Genomic DNA, 15,834 nt, shown 5'->3' with positions numbered 1-15,834 from the left:
TCCTTAGATCTTGTGCTGATCGCTGTAAGGCAACATGGCCAAGAAGCGGGCGCGTTTGATGGCGGTGTTGAGCTGGCGCTGGAAAATGGCACGGGTGCCGGTCAGGCGTGCGGGGATGATCTTGCCGTTTTCAGCAATGAAATCACGCAGCGTGTCGATGTCTTTGTAGTCGATCTCTTCAACACCGGTCACGGTGAAGCGGCAAAAGCGCTTGCGCTTGAACAGCAGGTTTTGCGCTGGGCGCTTTGGGCGCTTGTCTTTGTTGTTGAAACGTTTTGGTCCGGCCATGATGGACTCCTTAAATATTTTGAAATGCGTTACTCTTGAGCAAATTCTTGGATGTGGAACACAACGTGTTTTGCACCACGCGGCGTCGCCACAAAACCCTTGAAATTCCAGCTGCTACCGATGTCTTGTCGGGCCAGTTGTTCTGCAACTGCACCAAAAGCCACCGATTTCATGACTGCCTTGACTTGCCTTAACTGACCCGCCTCAACCATCTCTGATGCATGCTCCAAACGACAGTTGAGAGCAGGAATTCCGGACGGCGTGTACCTCAAAACCTCGATTTCAAGAACGCTGGCTGTCAGGTGAAGGTGGTTGGCAAGGCTCACTGCAAGCTGGTTAACAAAGGTCTCAAGCCTGGTATTCGGCTTGCTGTGTCTTGCGAGCGTCTTCGCGCTCGACCGTCTTCATCATGGAAGAGGGGCCGGTTTCGGCTTTTTTCTTCAACACGGTCAGATGGCGCAACACCGCGTCATTGAACTTGAAGGCGTGTTCGAGTTCAGCCATGACGGCCTGATCGGCTTCGATGTTGACACACAGGTAATGCGCTTTGGCCAGCTTGTTGATCATGTAGACCAACTGGCGGCGACCCCAGTCTTCGACACGGTGCACTTTGCCACCACCAGCGGTGATCATGCCCTTGTAGCGTTCCAGCATGGCGGGAACTTGTTCGCTCTGATCCGGGTGGATCATGAGGATGATTTCATAATGACGCATTGAGACTCCTTGTGGAAGTACCTCGAAAGAGGCGAAAAGCCACCCCCAGCGTCTGATTGGGGTGTGGCAAGGTAAGCCAAATATTATAGCTTTTTGTTTGAGCCTGGCTGCCTGGCTCAGTGAGCCGATTTCACGGAGCGTGTCAGCGCACTCACCAGCAGCGTCATAACCACCCCTGCAGTGATGCCAAATACACCAGCAGATATGGGCTCAATACCAAACCAGAGGCCCGACCCCTGCCAGCCCCAGTAGGCACGTACCCCTGGCGCATTGATGAGCATGTAATACACCGTGACACCCAAACCGCTGAGCATGCCGCTGACAGCAGCCCAACGGGTGACACCGGTCCAGAAGATCCCCAGAATCATCACCGGCACAAAAGCAGCGCCCGCCAGAGAGAACGATGCCGACACCAGGATCAAGATGTCTGCAGGTTTTTGAGCGGCCACATAGGCTGCCAGCAAAGCCATCAGCAACAGCGAAAACTTGGACAGCATGACCCGACTGACCGCCCCCGAGGTCTCACTGTTTCCGCGGTAAAACAAGTCGTGGGCCAGCGCGTTGCCGATGGTGAGCAACAAACCGTCTGCGGTAGAGAGAGCGGCGGCCAGCCCACCCGCCGCCACCAGTCCCGAGATGACATACGGCAAACCACCGATTTCGGGGGTGGCCAACATCACGATGTCTGGCCCCAGCCTGAGTTCGGCAAACTGCAGGATCTGATCACCGTTGATGTCACTGACGGATATCAGCGACGGGTCCAGCCTGGCCCACTGGGAAATCCAGGACGGCAAATCATCAAAGCGTTGCCCGACCAGATGGCCCATGATCTCAAACTTGACCAAAACTGCCAAGGCTGGCGCAGCCAAGTACAAGAGTGCAATAAACACCAAGGACCAGGTGGCCGAATTTCTGGTTTCGATCACCGACTGGGTGGTGTAGAACCGTGTCAGCAGATGCGGAAGGCCTGCAGTGCCCACCATCAGACAAAACATCAGCGCCAGGAAATTCAGCCGAGAGGTGTGAAACCTCTCTTGTTCATCGGGTGTGCCATGGGGATCACCGGCAAACGGATGCGTCTGCTCTGACATGCCTGCCAAGGGTTTGGCGCGCTCCAGGTTGTCGTACATGGCCCGAGTCCATTTGTCGCGAGCGCTGGTTTCATCACGCGGCAGTGCGGCCAGCGCGCGCCTGGCGGCCACGATCTGGGCCTCGTCTGCATGTGCCAGAGTCAGGCTTTGAATCTTGTCTCGATGCCACTTCTTTTCAGCTTCCAGTGACTGCGGCAGGTTATTGAGCTTGAGGGCAAAGTCTCTTGCTCGTCGTGCATATTCATTGACCACCTCCTGCTCGGCCGGGGACGCCATCAAACGTCGCTCCAACTCGGCAATTTTGGGCAGTTGCTGACCATAAACAACCGGCGCCATAGGGTTGCCAAGCTGTTTGTAAGCCAGCCAGGAGACCGGGATCAAAAAAGCCAGGATCAGCACCACATACTGGGTCACCTGGGTCCAGGTCACCGCACGCATGCCACCCAGGAACGAGCAGACCAGCACGCCACCTAAGCCCAGCAAAATGCCGATTTCGAACTGTACCCCGGTCAAACGCGAGGTGATCAAGCCCACCCCATAGATTTGCGCCACCACATAAGTGAACGAACACAACACGGCGGACCAGGCCGCAATGATGCGAGGCCAACGCCCACCAAACCGGCGGCCAAAAAAATCGGGCACCGTGTAGAGGTTCATCTTGCGCAAATGAGGTGCCACCAAGAGCGCGACCAGGCAAAACCCGCCGGTCCAGCCCAGCACATACACCAAGCCACCTGGCTGAGAACCGGAGCCGGAAAAACCCTGTAAATACAAGCCACCCGCCATACTGATGAAGGAAGCCGCACTCATCCAGTCTGCGGCAACTGCCATGCCGTTGTACATGGCCGGGATGCGCCGCCCAGCCACGTAGTACTCAGACGCTCTGGAGGTGCGGTCGTAGATGCCGATCAGGGCATAAAGAAAAACTGTGGCAAACAAAAAAATGGCGCCAACCCAGATCCTTTTAAGTCCGATGCGTTCAGCCAGTCCGAGGGCCAACACAAAAAACAGGAACATGAGCACATAAAACAAAAACCGTTTGTGGATGCGCCGTGTGTACCTGCCGAAATCCGGGTCAACAAACTCTTGAGCGCCATCTGCACGGTTGGCCAGACGCGCATAAACGGCCACGATAACGATAAAAATCAACAGACTGCCCTGCGACGCAAACCAATACGAAATCGGCCAGCCAACCAAGCTGTGTTGAAGATCGTGGGCAAAAAAGACGATGCCAAATGAGCCCAGAAACCAAACCAGCAAAAGCCAAGCCTGCAAGCGTGTGAAGCTGGCTATGGGTTGGCTTTCAGGCAGGGGCAGCTCTGGTCTCATCTGCTGGAGATGATGGCACCCGGTGGTGCCAAGTTCTCTAGGTGTTTGCTATTGACTGGCCAGGCTTTGCCAGGTGGCAACCACGGTGTCCGGGTTCAGCGAAATCGAGGAAATACCTTGCTGCATCAACCACACAGCAAAGTCAGGGTGATCGCTGGGGCCCTGGCCACAGATCCCGATGTACTTGCCCTGGGCGCGGCAAGCAGCAATCGCCTGACTGATCAAGGCCGTGACCGCCGGGTCACGTTCATCAAAATCCTTGGCCAACAACTCCAGGCCGGAATCTCGGTCCAGACCCAAGGTCAACTGGGTCAGATCATTGGAACCGATCGAGAAGCCATCAAAGTACTGCAGAAACTCATTGGCCAGGATGGCATTGCTGGGAATCTCACACATCATGATCAGCTTGAGATCCAACTCGCCACGTTTGAGCCCGTGCTCGGCCAGCAACTCGGTCACCTTCTTGGCTTGGCCCAGGGTTCGGACAAACGGCACCATCACCTGCACGTTGACCAGCCCCATGGTTTCGCGCACACGTTTGAGTGCCTCACACTCCATCGCAAAGGCCTCACCAAAGTCAGCACTGACATAACGCGCGGCACCGCGAAAACCCAGCATCGGGTTTTCTTCTTCGGGTTCGTACCGACTGCCACCAATCAGCTTGCGGTACTCGTTGCTCTTGAAATCAGAGAGCCGCACGATGACCGGCTTGGGCCAGAAAGCCGCGGCAATGGTGGCCACACCTTCAGCCACCCGATCCACGTAAAAGGCGCGCGGCGACGCATGGCCACGCGCAACAGACTCCACCGCTTTTTTGAGATCGGCATCGATATTGGGATAGTCCAGGATGGCTTTCGGGTGCACACCAATGTTGTTGTTGATGATGAACTCGAGCCGTGCCAGACCCACACCGGCATTGGGTAACTGGCAAAAATCAAATGCAAGCTGTGGGTTGCCCACATTCATCATGATCTTGACAGGGATCTCGGGCATCGCACCACGCTGAACTTCGGTGACCTCGGTTTCCAACAGGCCGTCATAGATGAACCCAGTGTCCCCCTCGGCGCAACTCACGGTGACCAGCATGCCGTCCTTGAGCACCTGATCGGCATGACCACAGCCCACCACCGCGGGAATCCCCAACTCACGCGCGATGATGGCGGCATGGCAGGTGCGCCCGCCACGGTTGGTCACAATCGCCGAGGCGCGTTTCATCACCGGTTCCCAGTTGGGGTCGGTCATGTCAGTCACCAGCACATCACCGGGCTGCACACGGTCCATTTCGCTGATGTTGTAGACCACCTTGACCGGGCCGGTGCCGATTTTTTGCCCAATGGCACGCCCCTCGGCCAACACAACGCCTTTGCCTTTGAGCTTGTAGCGGTGCTCCACCTTACCCAAAGCCTGGCTTTTGACGGTTTCCGGACGCGCTTGCAAGATGTAGAGCTCACCATCAATTCCGTCCTTGCCCCACTCAATGTCCATCGGCCGGCCATAGTGGGCCTCAATGACCAAGGCGTAACTGGCCAACTTCTGGACCTCGGCATCGGTGAGTGAGTAGCGGTTGCGCAGCTCGGTCGGGACATCCGTGGTTTTCACCAGTTTGCCCATGGTGGCTTTTTCTTCGGGTGTTGAAAACTGCATCTGGATCAGCTTGGAGCCCAGATTGCGCCGGATCAGCGCGAGCTTCCCCGCCTTGAGCATCGGTTTGTGGACATAAAACTCATCGGGATTCACCGCACCCTGCACCACCGTCTCACCCAGACCATAACTCGAGGTGATGAACACCACATCTTCAAACCCTGACTCGGTGTCCAGGGTAAACATCACACCGGCAGCCCCCAAGTCAGAACGCACCATACGCTGAACACCCGCACTGAGCGCCACATGTTCATGGGCGAAACCTTTGTGAACCCGGTAACTGATGGCACGGTCGTTGTACAGTGAAGCGAACACCTCGCGCATCTTGTGCAGTACCTCTTCAATGCCGGTGACATTGAGGAATGTTTCCTGCTGGCCTGCAAAAGAGGCATCGGGCAAATCTTCGGCAGTGGCCGACGAGCGCACCGCAAACGATGCAGAGGGGTTGTCACCACACAACACCGTAAAAGCCGCACGGATATCACGCTCGAAATCTGCCGGAAAAGGCTGGCTTTCCACCATGGCACGAATTTCAGCTCCAGCCACGGCCAAGGCATTGACATCATCGGTATCCAAGCCCGCCAAACGGTCATTAATTTTTTGACTCAGATTGCCATGGGCCAGGAACTCCCGGAAGGCATGTGCCGTGGTGGCAAAGCCGGTGGGTACTTTGACACCTGTGGGCAAATTGGAAATCATCTCCCCCAAGCTGGCATTTTTGCCGCCGACCGAATCCACATCGGTCATTCTCAAGTTCTCAAAGGGGACGACCAAATCGGTCGATGCAAAAAGCGCGGTCATGATAAAACTCCAGAAGTTAAAAAACTGGTCATGACCGCCGTGTTTTGCGCACAGTGGTCAACGCGCAGCCCATTTCCGTCTGTTGTGGTGTTCTCGGTGGGGCGCTGCGCGGCAAATCGATCCGATAATAAGAATTGTAGGCTTGCGCGACGCCGAGTCAGCCCGCTGAAGAGACTGAAATTGACAGATTGCGCAAGTCACCCAACCTGAGCCAGCCTGCACATGCCAAACCGCACTGTTTTTTTTGTCTCTGATGGCACCGGCATCACCGCCGAAACCTTTGGCAATGCCATCCTGAACCAATTTGAGGCGAATCTGCACCGGGTCAGGTTGCCGTTCACTGACAGTGTGGACAAGGCACACACGGTCGTCAGACAGATCAACCATGCGTCCATGATTGACAACAAGCGCCCCATTGTTTTTCTGACGCTGGCCAACACCGAGGTGCTGCGGGTCATCTCCGACAACTGCAGCGGCATGCTGATGGACATGTTCGGCACCTTTGTCCACCCATTGGAAGAAGAACTGGGCCTCAAATCCAACCACCGTATTGGGCGATTCAGTGACTCGAGCAAAAGCGAGGAGTACCAGTCCCGCATCGAAGCCATCAACTTTTCCCTGGAGCACGATGATGGCCAATCCAACCGCGATCTGGAAGGCTCCGACGTGATTCTGATCGGCGTCAGCCGAAGTGGCAAAACCCCAACCTCGCTGTACCTGGCCATGCAATACGGACTCAAAGCTTCGAACTACCCTCTGATTCCGGAGGACTTTGAGCGCCAGGACCTGCCCGCCGTGCTCAAAGCCCAGCGCAAGAAGCTGTTTGGTCTGACCATCCAACCCGAACGGCTTAGCGAGATCCGCAACGAGCGTCGACCCAATTCCAAATACGCTTCTCTGGCCAACTGCCGCCACGAGGTCAAGGAAGCGGAAGCCATGATGCGGCGGTCCGGCATTCGGTGGTTATCCACCACCACCAAATCGATCGAGGAAATCTCGACCACCATTTTGCAAGAGCTTCGCCCGGAGCGATTGACTTACTGAACAGACTGCGGTTTGCCCTGGCCACGGGCCTGCGCCCGCCACACCCAAGACCCTTGCATCAGATTGAAGCTCTTTTTACTCAGCTGCGGGGTGTTGTGTGGCCACCTGGTTTTGATCGGCTGGTGGGGATTGAACTCACCGGACCAGCCAGACCTGGCACCAGCACCTGTACAGACGCGACAGATTTTGGAACCCTCTCCCGCAGAGAAACTGCCAGCACCAATGTCCCAGGCCCCTGGCGACAAGCGCCCGCCAGCCGCCAAGCCCGTCAGCAACCGGACAACCCCTGTGGTGCAGGCAGCACAACCTACGCCAAGGGGAGACAGCAACGCCCCCATCCCCTTGCAGACCGGAGCCAATGCAGAGCATGGGTCACAGGCTAAAGCCGACAGCGCCGCCCCCACGGCGGCCTCGACGCCCGAATCGACGGTTGGCGGCAGAAATACATCTTCAAGCGGGGTGCACTTGCCATCCAGCCAGGCAGATTACCTGAACAACCCGCAGCCGCCCTACCCTGCACTGAGCCTCAGACTACGAGAAAGCGGCAAGGTCATGGTGCGGGTGTTGATTGGCAGGAACGGCCTAGCGTTGCGGGGTGAAATTGTTCAATCCAGCGGATTTGAACGCCTGGACCAGTCGGCCTTGAGAGCCGTTCTGGCCTGGCGTTATGTGCCCGGCAAAGTAGACGGGCAGGCACAGGACATGTGGTTTGATGTCCCGATCAGCTTCAGGCTGCCCAACTAGCCACAACCGTGTTGGTCAGAGGGCCAAAGCGGCAATACCCGCTCGTGCGATTTGTGCATCCTCGCTGGACTTGACACCGCTGACACCCACCGCACCCAGGCACAACCCATCCTTCAGGATCGGCACTGCACCTTCCAACAAACCGTCTACCGCAGGCACACTCAAGAAGGCAGTGCGCCCCCCGTTCACGATGTCTTCATAGGCCTTGCTCTCACGCCGACCCAAGGCGGCAGTATGGGCCTTGGCTGGCGCGATGTGGGCGGTCAATGCGGGTGCACCGTCCAGGCGCTGCAACCACAACAAATGGCCACCGTCATCCACGATGGCAATCGTCACCGCCCATTGGTTGCGCAGCGCCTCGGCTTCAGCAGCTGCAGCAATTTGCTTGACATCGGACATTTCAAGAAACATTTTGGTTTTCATCAACAGAACTTTTTCATGAGCTAAAACGTCAAGCATAACGGCGTTCAAGCAGCGCTGTGCCTCTGTTCAGGTCACAAGTAGCCTCACGAAAAGTAGGAACTTGCATCCGCTTTTTTGGAAAGAGTGCCTGCCCACGCTTAAACTCTGCGCGTCTTCATGTTTTCCGGCAGTAAAGGAGTATTGGTATGACCGATCACATTCAATCGATTGACCGCAGCTACGGCTTGAACGCTGGTGCACAACAGCGCAACCGCGTCTTGCGCAACACCTATTGGTTGCTGGCACTCAGCCTGGTGCCAACCGTTTTGGGTGCATGGTTAGGTGTCGCGACAGGCATCACCCAATCTTTGGGTGGTGGTCTGGGATTGATCCTGTTCTTGGGTGGGGCGTTTGGTTTCATCTTCGCCATTGAGAAAACCAAGAATTCGGCCGCTGGTGTGCCGGTGCTGCTGGGTTTCACCTTTTTCATGGGTCTGATGTTGTCGCGCATGATTGCCATGGTGCTGGGCTTCAAGAATGGTCCGGAACTGGTGATGACCGCCTTTGGTGGCACGGCCGGTGTGTTTTTTGCCATGGCCAGCCTCTCCAGCGTGATCAAACGTGACCTTTCCGGCATGGGCAAGTGGCTGTTTGTGGGTGCACTGGCTATCATGGTGGGTGGCATCATCAACGTGTTTGTGGGCTCCACCGCAGGCATGATGGCGATCTCGGTGATGGCGATTGGTGTGTTCAGCGCCTACATGCTGTACGACCTCAAGCGCATCATCGACGGCGGTGAAACCAACTACATCAGCGCCACTCTGGCACTCTATCTGGACATCATCAACGTGTTCCAGAGCCTGCTGGCCCTGCTGGGCATCATGGGCGGCGAACGCGACTGATCTGCTCCCCGCACGCCCCAAGCGTCAGAACAAAAGGCCCATCCGGGCCTTTTTTCTTGTTTTGTGGATGGGGCGTCGTGGTTGAATCAAAATCACCCTTTGCCGATTCACTCCCCTTTTGCGCTTCACCCTATGTCCAGACGCTTGCTGATCCTTTGTGTGGCCTTGCTGCTGGTCGGCTGCGACCTGCTGGGCCTGGGGCCGGACCCCAGAATTGCCCAAAAAGAGGCAGAAGCCAAAGCCGTTGGTGCCGCTTGCCGCAATGGCCTGCGCGGCATCGAAGACTGTTATGCCCTGAACAAAGGGGTCAACAAGGCGGCCATTTACGCAGGCTGGCTGGAAATGGACGCCTATATGCGGGAAAACAAGCTGGAAGGTCAGCGCGCCGAGATTGTGGCACCTGCGGCAGCGGCCTCAGCACCGGTCGAAGAAGTCATCGAAGAACCCAAACCAAAGGCCAAAGCCAAAACCAAGTGACACCTGGTTTGCCCAGGTACACAAGGTGAGCCCGTCAACAAACCCGCGTCTTACGCGGCCAAGTCAAAAACGGCCATGCTCTCCACATGCGCTGTGTGCGGGAACATGTTGACCACACCTGCAGCAGTGCAGCGGTAACCCGCCTGATGCACCAGCAGACCTGCATCCCGCGCCAGGGTCGACGGATTGCAACTCACATACACAATGCGTTTGGGTGGCGTCCAGGCCTGAGCACCCGGGGTCGGTGGCAATTCGGAGGTACCCAGGCGTTGCCGGTGCAGTTCGGCCAAGGCCAGCGCCAGAGCAAACGCACCTTCACGCGGCGGATCCACCAGCCATTTGTCCGCCACGCCGTCCTTCACCAACATCTCCGGGGTGATCTCAAACAGGTTGCGAGCTACAAAAGAAGTAGTGCATAGCCCTTTATTGATAAGGGCTTGAGCACGATTTTCTTCATAGTTCTGAAGCGCGCGTGCGACCAGCACCTCGCTGCCCTCAATGCCCAAGACCTCCGCCGCCTGGGTGGCGATGGGCAAGGTGAAGTTGCCCAAACCACAAAACCAGTCAATCACACGTTCGTTGTGTTGTGCATCGAGCAAACGCAAAGCCCGCGACACAAGCACCCGGTTGATCTGCGGGTTGACTTGGGTGAAATCCGTCGGTTTAAACGGCATGGTGATGCCAAACTCAGGCAACGCGTAAGACAGCGCCTCGCCCCCTTCGTCGAGCAGACACACTGTCTCCGGGCCCTTGGATTGCAGCCACCACTGAACCGGCGGGTTGGCTGCCGCAAAAACACGCAAGCGCTGTAAATCTGCCTGGCTGAGGGGCTCCAGATGCCGCAGCACCAGGGCAATCACCTTGTCGCCACAAGCCAGCTCAATCTGCGGGCAGGTTTCCACCGCGTCGAGTGAGCCAATCAGGTCGCGCAATGGCATCAGCATCGCACTGACTTGCGGTGGCAACACCGGGCAGACCGCCATGTCAGCCACATAACGGCTTTTGCGCTCATGAAAACCAATCAACACCGTGCCTTTTTTGCGGACAAAACGCACCGACAAACGAGCCCGGTAGCGGTAGCCCCAGGTCGGCCCCTCGATCGGTCGCAGCATCTGCTCGGGCTTGACTTTGCCCAGATGCCACAAGTTGTCTTCCAGGGCACGTTGTTTGACCGCCACCTGCGCGGCGCTGTGCAAGTGCTGCATCTTGCAGCCACCACAGGCGCCGGTGTGCAGGCCAAAATGCGGGCAACCGGGCTGCACACGCTGGGATGAGGCGCGATGGATCTGGGTCAGTGTGCCCTGCTCCCAGTTGTTCTTGTGGCGGTTGATGTTGGCGCTGACCCACTCAAAAGGCAGAGCACCTTCAATAAAAACCACCTTGCCATCGGCCTTGTGGGCCACACCTTGGGCGTCCAGGTCGAGGGATTCGACCTGCAGCCAATGGTCAGGATATGCCGCCACAGCGGTTGTTTCGTTTGTATCTGTCATGGAATCAAGGCAAAAAATGACGTGCAACGTCAAGCCCGGCCGAGCCGGGACACCACTTAACGGGCTGGCAGGTATTTGGTGGGGTCAACCGGCTTGCCTTGGCGGCGCACCTCAAAGTGCAGCTTGACACGGTCGGCGTCACTGCTGCCCATCTCGGCAATCTTCTGCCCCTTGAGCACCGACTGGTCTTCCTTGACCAGCAAGGTCTGGTTGTGGGCGTAAGCGGTCAGATAGACGTTGTTGTGTTTGAGGATGATCAGGTTGCCATAACCACGCAGGCCAGCGCCCACGTACACCACCCGACCGTCGGCGGCAGCCAAGACGGGTTCTCCAGCCTTGCCACCAATGTCCACACCCTTGTTCTTGACATCGTCAAATCCGGCCAAAATCGTGCCGTTGGCGGGCCAGATCCAGTTGATGTCGTCTTCTGCCAGGGCTGGCTTGCTCGCGGCACTGGCTGGCGCCGATGCCGGAGTTGCGGGTTCGGAGGCCGTAGCCTGGGGTGCCGACGCGGGTGTGGCGACCACCTGTGGTTTGGTGACCGGTTTAACCACCACTTCGCTGCTGACGGGTGGCACCACACGCAGCACCTGACCCACCTCGATGCGGTTGGGGTTTTCTAGCTGGTTCCAGCGCACCACCTCCTGCATGCTCTGGCCATGTTCCAGGGAGATTCTCAGCAAGGTGTCGCCGGGTTTGACGGTGTAGTAGCCCGGCTTACCCGCATTCTCAAAACCTGGTGGCTGATTGACCGGCGCTATCACGGTCGGAGTAGGCGCAGTGGGTGCGCCCTGCCTGAGCGGTCGGTCCTCCACCGGTGCGCGGTTGAGGGTCTTTGAACCACAACCCACCAGCACCAGCGTCAACAACGCCAGACCCATCCCCCAACCAATTCGTCGAAACTCACGCATCATAAACATCCTGTCATGCAATACCCGATTTTAAAGGGACGAAATGAACCGCCTCCATCACGGTCTGGCGTAGGCCTTGTGGGGTCTTGTCAACCACCACCAAAGCCTGGCGCCCGGGGCTCTGCGCTCCAGCCGCCACTGGCGCCACCAAGCGCCCGCCCACCGCCAACTGATCCAGCCAGCAAGTTGGCAAGGCTTCACCCCCTGCAGCGGCAATGATGCCTGCGTACGGGGCACCCTTGGCATACCCCAGCATCCCGTCACCAAACAACAAATGCACATTGGCCAGACGGAAAGGCCGCAGGTTGTCGCGTGCTTTGTCATGCAAACCGCGCAGCCGCTCGATCGAATACACCTCGCTGCACAAATGACTCAGCAAAGCGGCCTGGTAACCACAGCCAGTGCCGATTTCCAGCACCCGCCCCAGGCGAGAAGTCTGGCCCTGCAGCAACAGCTCCAACATGCGCGACACCACACCCGGCTTGGAAATGGTCTGGCCCAGCCCAATCGGCAGGCTGGTGTCTTCATACGCCTGGTTGACCAGCGCGGAATCCACAAACCGGTGCCGCTCCACCTGCCCCAAAGCGACCAGCACACGCTTGTCCGAGATGCCTTGTTGCGCCAGTTTGTTGACCATGCTCAAACGCACCGCACTCGAATCCATGCCCAGCCCGGTCGGTGCAGGTGCGGGACGGTGGCTGGCCAACCGGCTTACAGCTGGTGGCGGTGGTACTGCGGTCTGGATTGGCCCCAGACGCGCCGGAAAGCCTGGCCGGGCTTTGACACCCGCCTGACGATGGCTCGTCATCAACCCGGCCCCATGCCCGCAGCCAGGCGCGCGGCAGTCTGCGCCCAGTAGCCCAGGCTGTCGTGGTCGGTCAGGTCGATCTTGAGGGGGGTGATCGCGATATGGCCCTGTGCGGTGGCGTGAAAGTCGGTGCCATCGGCATCGTCTTTGGCCGCGCCAGCGGCACCGATCCAGTACATGGTTTCATTGCGTGGGCTGAGTTGGGTGATGACCGGCTCAGCCGCATGACGCCGCCCCAGACGGCACAACTTGACATGGCCCAACTGATCTTCGGGCAAGTTGGGGATGTTGACATTGAGCAGCCAGGCGCTGCTGCCCAGCAGATTCTGCTGCGACATCTGTAGCACCAGGTCACGTGCCTTGCGGGCCGCGGCGTCCAGGTGCAACCAGTCACGCTGGACCTGGGAAAAGGCGATCGAGGGAATGCCAAACAGGTAACCTTCCATCGCCGCACCCACGGTGCCCGAGTAAATGGTGTCGTCACCCATGTTGGCGCCGTTGTTGATGCCCGACACCACCAGGTCCGGCCGGTAGTCCAGCAGCCCCGTCAGGGCGATGTGCAGGCAGTCGGCCGGTGTGCCATTGACATACCGGAACCCGTTGGCCGCCCGGTGCACATACAAGGGTGAATGCAGCGTCAGCGCATTGGACTTGGCGCTGTTGTTGTGTTCCGGGGCCACCACCTCGACCTCGGCCACGTCTTTGAGGGCCTCATACAAGGCCACGATGCCCGGTGCCTGAAAGCCATCGTCGTTTGATATCAGAATTTTCATGCGTCCACCTTGTGTCTGAAACCATTGTAAGTGGCGCCCTCACACCGGCAGCAGACCTCCCGCCCGGGCCAGCATCAACACCGCCACCCCGACACAAAACCAGGCAAACACTTGTTGCAGACGCGTGGGGTGGACCCGGCTGGCCAACCGCCTGCCAGCCAGCAGCGCCACGATGGCGCCAGCGGCAAACGGCAGCGCAATGGCCCAGTTCATGGCACCGTGTGCAGTGGCAGACACCACGCCACTCAAAGACACCAGCGCCATCACCGCCAACGAGGTGGCGTGCACACTGCGAATGCTCAGATTGGTGTAACGCGACAGGGCTGGCACGATCACAAAACCACCGCCGACCCCCAGCAAACCACTGAGCAAACCCGACAACAGGCCGGTGCCCGCCAACACCTGGGCACACGGGCGTGTCCAAATCAAGCGCTGGTCCACGGAGCTCAGCACACAAGGCGCTCGCGCCTGGGTGGTGGCTGGGGCAGCAAGACTGCGCCAGGCGCTGTACAACAGCACGGCGGAGAAAGCCACGATCAAAGGCCGATTGGGGATGTGTTGCGCCAGAAAAACGCCGAACGGAGCCATCACCATACCCGCTGCGCCCATCAAGGCCGCAGCACGGTAGCGCACCAGCGCTTCACGCCAGGCCAAGACGGCCCCCAGCGAGGCCGCGGCGAACACCGCCAGCATCCCGATGGGGGCTGCTTGCTGCACCGACAGATGCAGTCCAAACACCAGCAAAGGCACCGACAGAATGCCACCCCCTGCGCCAGTGAAGGCCAACACCAGGCCGATCACCGTGCCCAACAATGCAACCCACATCATCTGCGCCACACTTAGCCTTGGGTTGTCGCCATGACGGAAGCAGGCATCAGCCAGAACGATGTCACCCGCCCATGGCCACCCAGCTCAGCCAGATGGGCGCCGATGACAACAGCTGACAACAAGACAAACACGTACAAAGTGGCGCTTACTCTGGCACGAGGAAGGTGGACTTTTCAAGCAATACACCCGGGCTGTCCAGCGACTCAATCTTGAAGTGGATCTCGTGTGAGCCGGGTTTGGCACCCTCAAATGGCAACTGGACACGCACCGGCACGGTCCGCGCCTCGGTCGAGGGCACACTGACCGTTTCCTCCGAGGTCAGCACCAAACCCGGCAGGCCTTCCACCGACAAGCGATAACGCTGGCCACTTTCGGTGGCATTCATCACCTGCAAGCGGTACACGTTTTCGGTTTTGCCCGCTTCCACCACGCGCGCCATCACACCGCGGTCACGCACCACGTCCACCTTGAACGGTGTGCGGGTGAACAGGCTGACCATGATCGCCAACACAATCGTCAGCAAAATACCGGTGTACACCAGAATGCGCGGCCGGAACACATGACGCAGTGTCTGCTTCTGTGTCCACTTGTTGAGCATGGCGTTTTCGGTCGAGTACTTGACCAGACCACGCGGGTAGCCGACCTTGTCCATGACGGTGTCACACACATCGGCACAGGCACCACAGCCAATACATTCGTACTGCAATCCTTTGCGGATATCAATGCCGGTCGGACAGACCTGCACACACAGGCTGCAGTCGACACAGGCACCCAGGTTGAGCTTGGTGGGGTCTGCCTTCTTGGAGCGTGCACCACGCGGCTCGCCACGTTCGGCGTCGTAGGTCACGATCAGGGTGTCTTTGTCAAACATCGCACTCTGGAAACGGGCATAGGGGCACATGTGTTTACAGACCTGTTCCCGCATGAACCCGGCGTTGCCGTAAGTGGCAAAACCGTAAAACAGCACCCAAAATGTTTCCCAGGGACCAAAGTCCAGGTTCGCCAACTGGCTCATCATGGCTTGCATGGGCGTGAAATAACCCACAAAGGTGAACCCGGTCCAGACCCCGATCAGCACCCAGATCAGGTGTTTGGCCGTTTTGCGACCCAGTTTCTCGGCGGTCATCGGGCCTTCGTCCCGGCGAATGCGGGCCGAGCGGTCCCCTTCCACAAATTTCTCAACCCACAAAAAGATTTCGGTGTAGACCGTCTGCGGACAGGCATAACCACACCACAACCGACCCGCCACCGCAGTGAAGAGGAACAGTGACAAAGCGGCAATGATCAGCAAACCGGTCAGGTAGATGAAGTCCTGCGGATACAAGACCAGACCAAAGATGTAAAAACGACGCACCCCCAGGTCAAACAGAACGGCCTGGCGCTGGCCCCACTCTACCCAGGGCAAACCGTAGAAGATGATCTGCGTCACCCACACCATGATCCAGCGCCAGTTGGAAAACACCCCTTTGACACTGCGCGGGTAAATTTTTTCGTGGGCGGCATACAAAGATACCAGCTGTGCCTCGGGCTCGGTTGGCACCGGGGTGATGGGTATCACCTTCTTCTCATTCTTCAATTCGGCATTCATTCG

16 protein-coding genes are annotated in these 15,834 nt (G+C 58.1%); 4 read left to right on the top strand and 12 right to left on the bottom strand.

Going from position 1 to position 15,834, the window contains the following annotated elements; all coding sequences use genetic code 11:
- Positions 1-3: 3 nt before the first annotated feature.
- From rpsR to ppsA, 5 genes are all read right to left on the bottom strand, one after another.
- Positions 4-288, bottom strand: a complete 285-nt coding sequence (rpsR, locus tag KKO72_RS05315) for a 30S ribosomal protein S18 (RefSeq protein WP_011464487.1) — start codon at positions 286-288, stop codon at positions 4-6.
- 29 nt (positions 289-317) lie between these two features.
- Entirely contained in the window at positions 318-614 is a 297-nt protein-coding gene (gene priB, locus KKO72_RS05310; RefSeq protein ID WP_214936163.1) for a primosomal replication protein N, read from the bottom strand.
- A 22-nt stretch (positions 615-636) separates the two neighbouring features.
- A complete protein-coding gene (gene rpsF, locus KKO72_RS05305; RefSeq protein ID WP_078366096.1) occupies positions 637-1,002 on the bottom strand; it encodes a 30S ribosomal protein S6 in 366 nt (121 codons plus the stop codon).
- 116 nt (positions 1,003-1,118) lie between these two features.
- Positions 1,119-3,422, bottom strand: a complete 2,304-nt coding sequence (locus KKO72_RS05300) for a VC_2705 family sodium/solute symporter (RefSeq protein ID WP_214936160.1) — start codon at positions 3,420-3,422, stop codon at positions 1,119-1,121.
- Between the two features lie 48 nt (positions 3,423-3,470).
- The gene (gene ppsA / locus KKO72_RS05295; protein WP_214936156.1) at positions 3,471-5,864 is read right to left on the bottom strand and encodes a phosphoenolpyruvate synthase; all 2,394 of its coding nucleotides are present in this window, start codon (positions 5,862-5,864) and stop codon (positions 3,471-3,473) included.
- Between the two features lie 222 nt (positions 5,865-6,086).
- Here ppsA and KKO72_RS05290 point away from each other — a divergent pair, with 222 nt between their 5' ends.
- Together KKO72_RS05290 and KKO72_RS05285 are read left to right on the top strand one after the other, a co-directional pair.
- Positions 6,087-6,908 (top strand): pyruvate, water dikinase regulatory protein, encoded by an 822-nt coding sequence (locus KKO72_RS05290; RefSeq protein WP_214936153.1) that lies wholly within the window; start codon positions 6,087-6,089, stop codon positions 6,906-6,908.
- Between the two features lie 222 nt (positions 6,909-7,130).
- Positions 7,131-7,652: an energy transducer TonB gene (locus KKO72_RS05285; RefSeq protein WP_214936150.1), complete on the top strand. Its 522-nt coding sequence runs from the start codon at positions 7,131-7,133 to the stop codon at positions 7,650-7,652.
- Positions 7,653-7,667: 15 nt separating this feature from the next.
- Here KKO72_RS05285 and KKO72_RS05280 read toward each other — a convergent pair whose 3' ends face one another.
- The gene (locus tag KKO72_RS05280) at positions 7,668-8,075 is read right to left on the bottom strand and encodes a heme-binding protein (RefSeq protein ID WP_214936147.1); all 408 of its coding nucleotides are present in this window, start codon (positions 8,073-8,075) and stop codon (positions 7,668-7,670) included.
- 185 nt (positions 8,076-8,260) lie between these two features.
- Between KKO72_RS05280 and KKO72_RS05275 the strand changes: the two genes are divergently transcribed.
- Entirely contained in the window at positions 8,261-8,956 is a 696-nt protein-coding gene (locus KKO72_RS05275; protein WP_078366102.1) for a Bax inhibitor-1/YccA family protein, read from the top strand.
- Between the two features lie 132 nt (positions 8,957-9,088).
- Positions 9,089-9,433 (top strand): hypothetical protein, encoded by a 345-nt coding sequence (locus KKO72_RS05270; RefSeq protein ID WP_214936144.1) that lies wholly within the window; start codon positions 9,089-9,091, stop codon positions 9,431-9,433.
- 50 nt (positions 9,434-9,483) lie between these two features.
- On the opposite strand, the gene rlmD is transcribed toward KKO72_RS05270, so the two are convergent.
- The 6 genes from rlmD to ccoG form a co-directional block, all read right to left on the bottom strand.
- Positions 9,484-10,923, bottom strand: a complete 1,440-nt coding sequence (gene rlmD, locus KKO72_RS05265) for a 23S rRNA (uracil(1939)-C(5))-methyltransferase RlmD (protein ID WP_214936142.1) — start codon at positions 10,921-10,923, stop codon at positions 9,484-9,486.
- A gap of 56 nt (positions 10,924-10,979) precedes the next feature.
- Complete coding sequence (locus KKO72_RS05260; RefSeq protein ID WP_214936138.1) at positions 10,980-11,834, bottom strand: peptidoglycan DD-metalloendopeptidase family protein; 855 nt, start codon at positions 11,832-11,834, stop codon at positions 10,980-10,982.
- A 13-nt stretch (positions 11,835-11,847) separates the two neighbouring features.
- Positions 11,848-12,642: a protein-L-isoaspartate(D-aspartate) O-methyltransferase gene (locus KKO72_RS05255; RefSeq protein ID WP_214936136.1), complete on the bottom strand. Its 795-nt coding sequence runs from the start codon at positions 12,640-12,642 to the stop codon at positions 11,848-11,850.
- Positions 12,642-13,415, bottom strand: coding sequence for a 5'/3'-nucleotidase SurE (gene surE / locus KKO72_RS05250; protein ID WP_078366106.1), 774 nt, complete (start codon positions 13,413-13,415; stop codon positions 12,642-12,644). The genes KKO72_RS05255 and surE overlap by 1 nt, the downstream gene beginning before the upstream one ends.
- A 39-nt stretch (positions 13,416-13,454) precedes the next feature.
- Positions 13,455-14,243, bottom strand: a complete 789-nt coding sequence (locus tag KKO72_RS05245) for a sulfite exporter TauE/SafE family protein (protein WP_214936134.1) — start codon at positions 14,241-14,243, stop codon at positions 13,455-13,457.
- Between the two features lie 145 nt (positions 14,244-14,388).
- Positions 14,389-15,831, bottom strand: a complete 1,443-nt coding sequence (gene ccoG / locus KKO72_RS05240; RefSeq protein ID WP_214936132.1) for a cytochrome c oxidase accessory protein CcoG — start codon at positions 15,829-15,831, stop codon at positions 14,389-14,391.
- Positions 15,832-15,834: the final 3 nt, after the last annotated feature.

It is taken from the genome of Rhodoferax sp. U11-2br, assembly GCF_018619435.1.
Taxonomy (GTDB): Bacteria; Pseudomonadota; Gammaproteobacteria; order Burkholderiales; family Burkholderiaceae_C; genus Rhodoferax.
Note: the sequence above shows the minus strand (reverse complement) of the source record. Positions and strands in the feature narration are given on the sequence as shown.

Coding starts and splice junctions, on each gene's coding strand:
- rpsR (WP_011464487.1), bottom strand. CDS start 288: ATGGCCGGACCAAAACGTTTCAACAACAAAGACAAGCGCCCAAAGCGC.
- ppsA (WP_214936156.1), bottom strand. CDS start 5,864: ATGACCGCGCTTTTTGCATCGACCGATTTGGTCGTCCCCTTTGAGAAC.
- rpsF (WP_078366096.1), bottom strand. CDS start 1,002: ATGCGTCATTATGAAATCATCCTCATGATCCACCCGGATCAGAGCGAA.
- KKO72_RS05255 (WP_214936136.1), bottom strand. CDS start 12,642: ATGACGAGCCATCGTCAGGCGGGTGTCAAAGCCCGGCCAGGCTTTCCG.
- KKO72_RS05300 (WP_214936160.1), bottom strand. CDS start 3,422: ATGAGACCAGAGCTGCCCCTGCCTGAAAGCCAACCCATAGCCAGCTTC.
- ccoG (WP_214936132.1), bottom strand. CDS start 15,831: ATGAATGCCGAATTGAAGAATGAGAAGAAGGTGATACCCATCACCCCG.
- KKO72_RS05270 (WP_214936144.1), top strand. CDS start 9,089: ATGTCCAGACGCTTGCTGATCCTTTGTGTGGCCTTGCTGCTGGTCGGC.
- surE (WP_078366106.1), bottom strand. CDS start 13,415: ATGAAAATTCTGATATCAAACGACGATGGCTTTCAGGCACCGGGCATC.
- KKO72_RS05260 (WP_214936138.1), bottom strand. CDS start 11,834: ATGCGTGAGTTTCGACGAATTGGTTGGGGGATGGGTCTGGCGTTGTTG.
- KKO72_RS05280 (WP_214936147.1), bottom strand. CDS start 8,075: ATGAAAACCAAAATGTTTCTTGAAATGTCCGATGTCAAGCAAATTGCT.
- rlmD (WP_214936142.1), bottom strand. CDS start 10,923: ATGACAGATACAAACGAAACAACCGCTGTGGCGGCATATCCTGACCAT.
- KKO72_RS05290 (WP_214936153.1), top strand. CDS start 6,087: ATGCCAAACCGCACTGTTTTTTTTGTCTCTGATGGCACCGGCATCACC.
- KKO72_RS05245 (WP_214936134.1), bottom strand. CDS start 14,243: ATGATGTGGGTTGCATTGTTGGGCACGGTGATCGGCCTGGTGTTGGCC.
- KKO72_RS05275 (WP_078366102.1), top strand. CDS start 8,261: ATGACCGATCACATTCAATCGATTGACCGCAGCTACGGCTTGAACGCT.
- KKO72_RS05285 (WP_214936150.1), top strand. CDS start 7,131: ATGTCCCAGGCCCCTGGCGACAAGCGCCCGCCAGCCGCCAAGCCCGTC.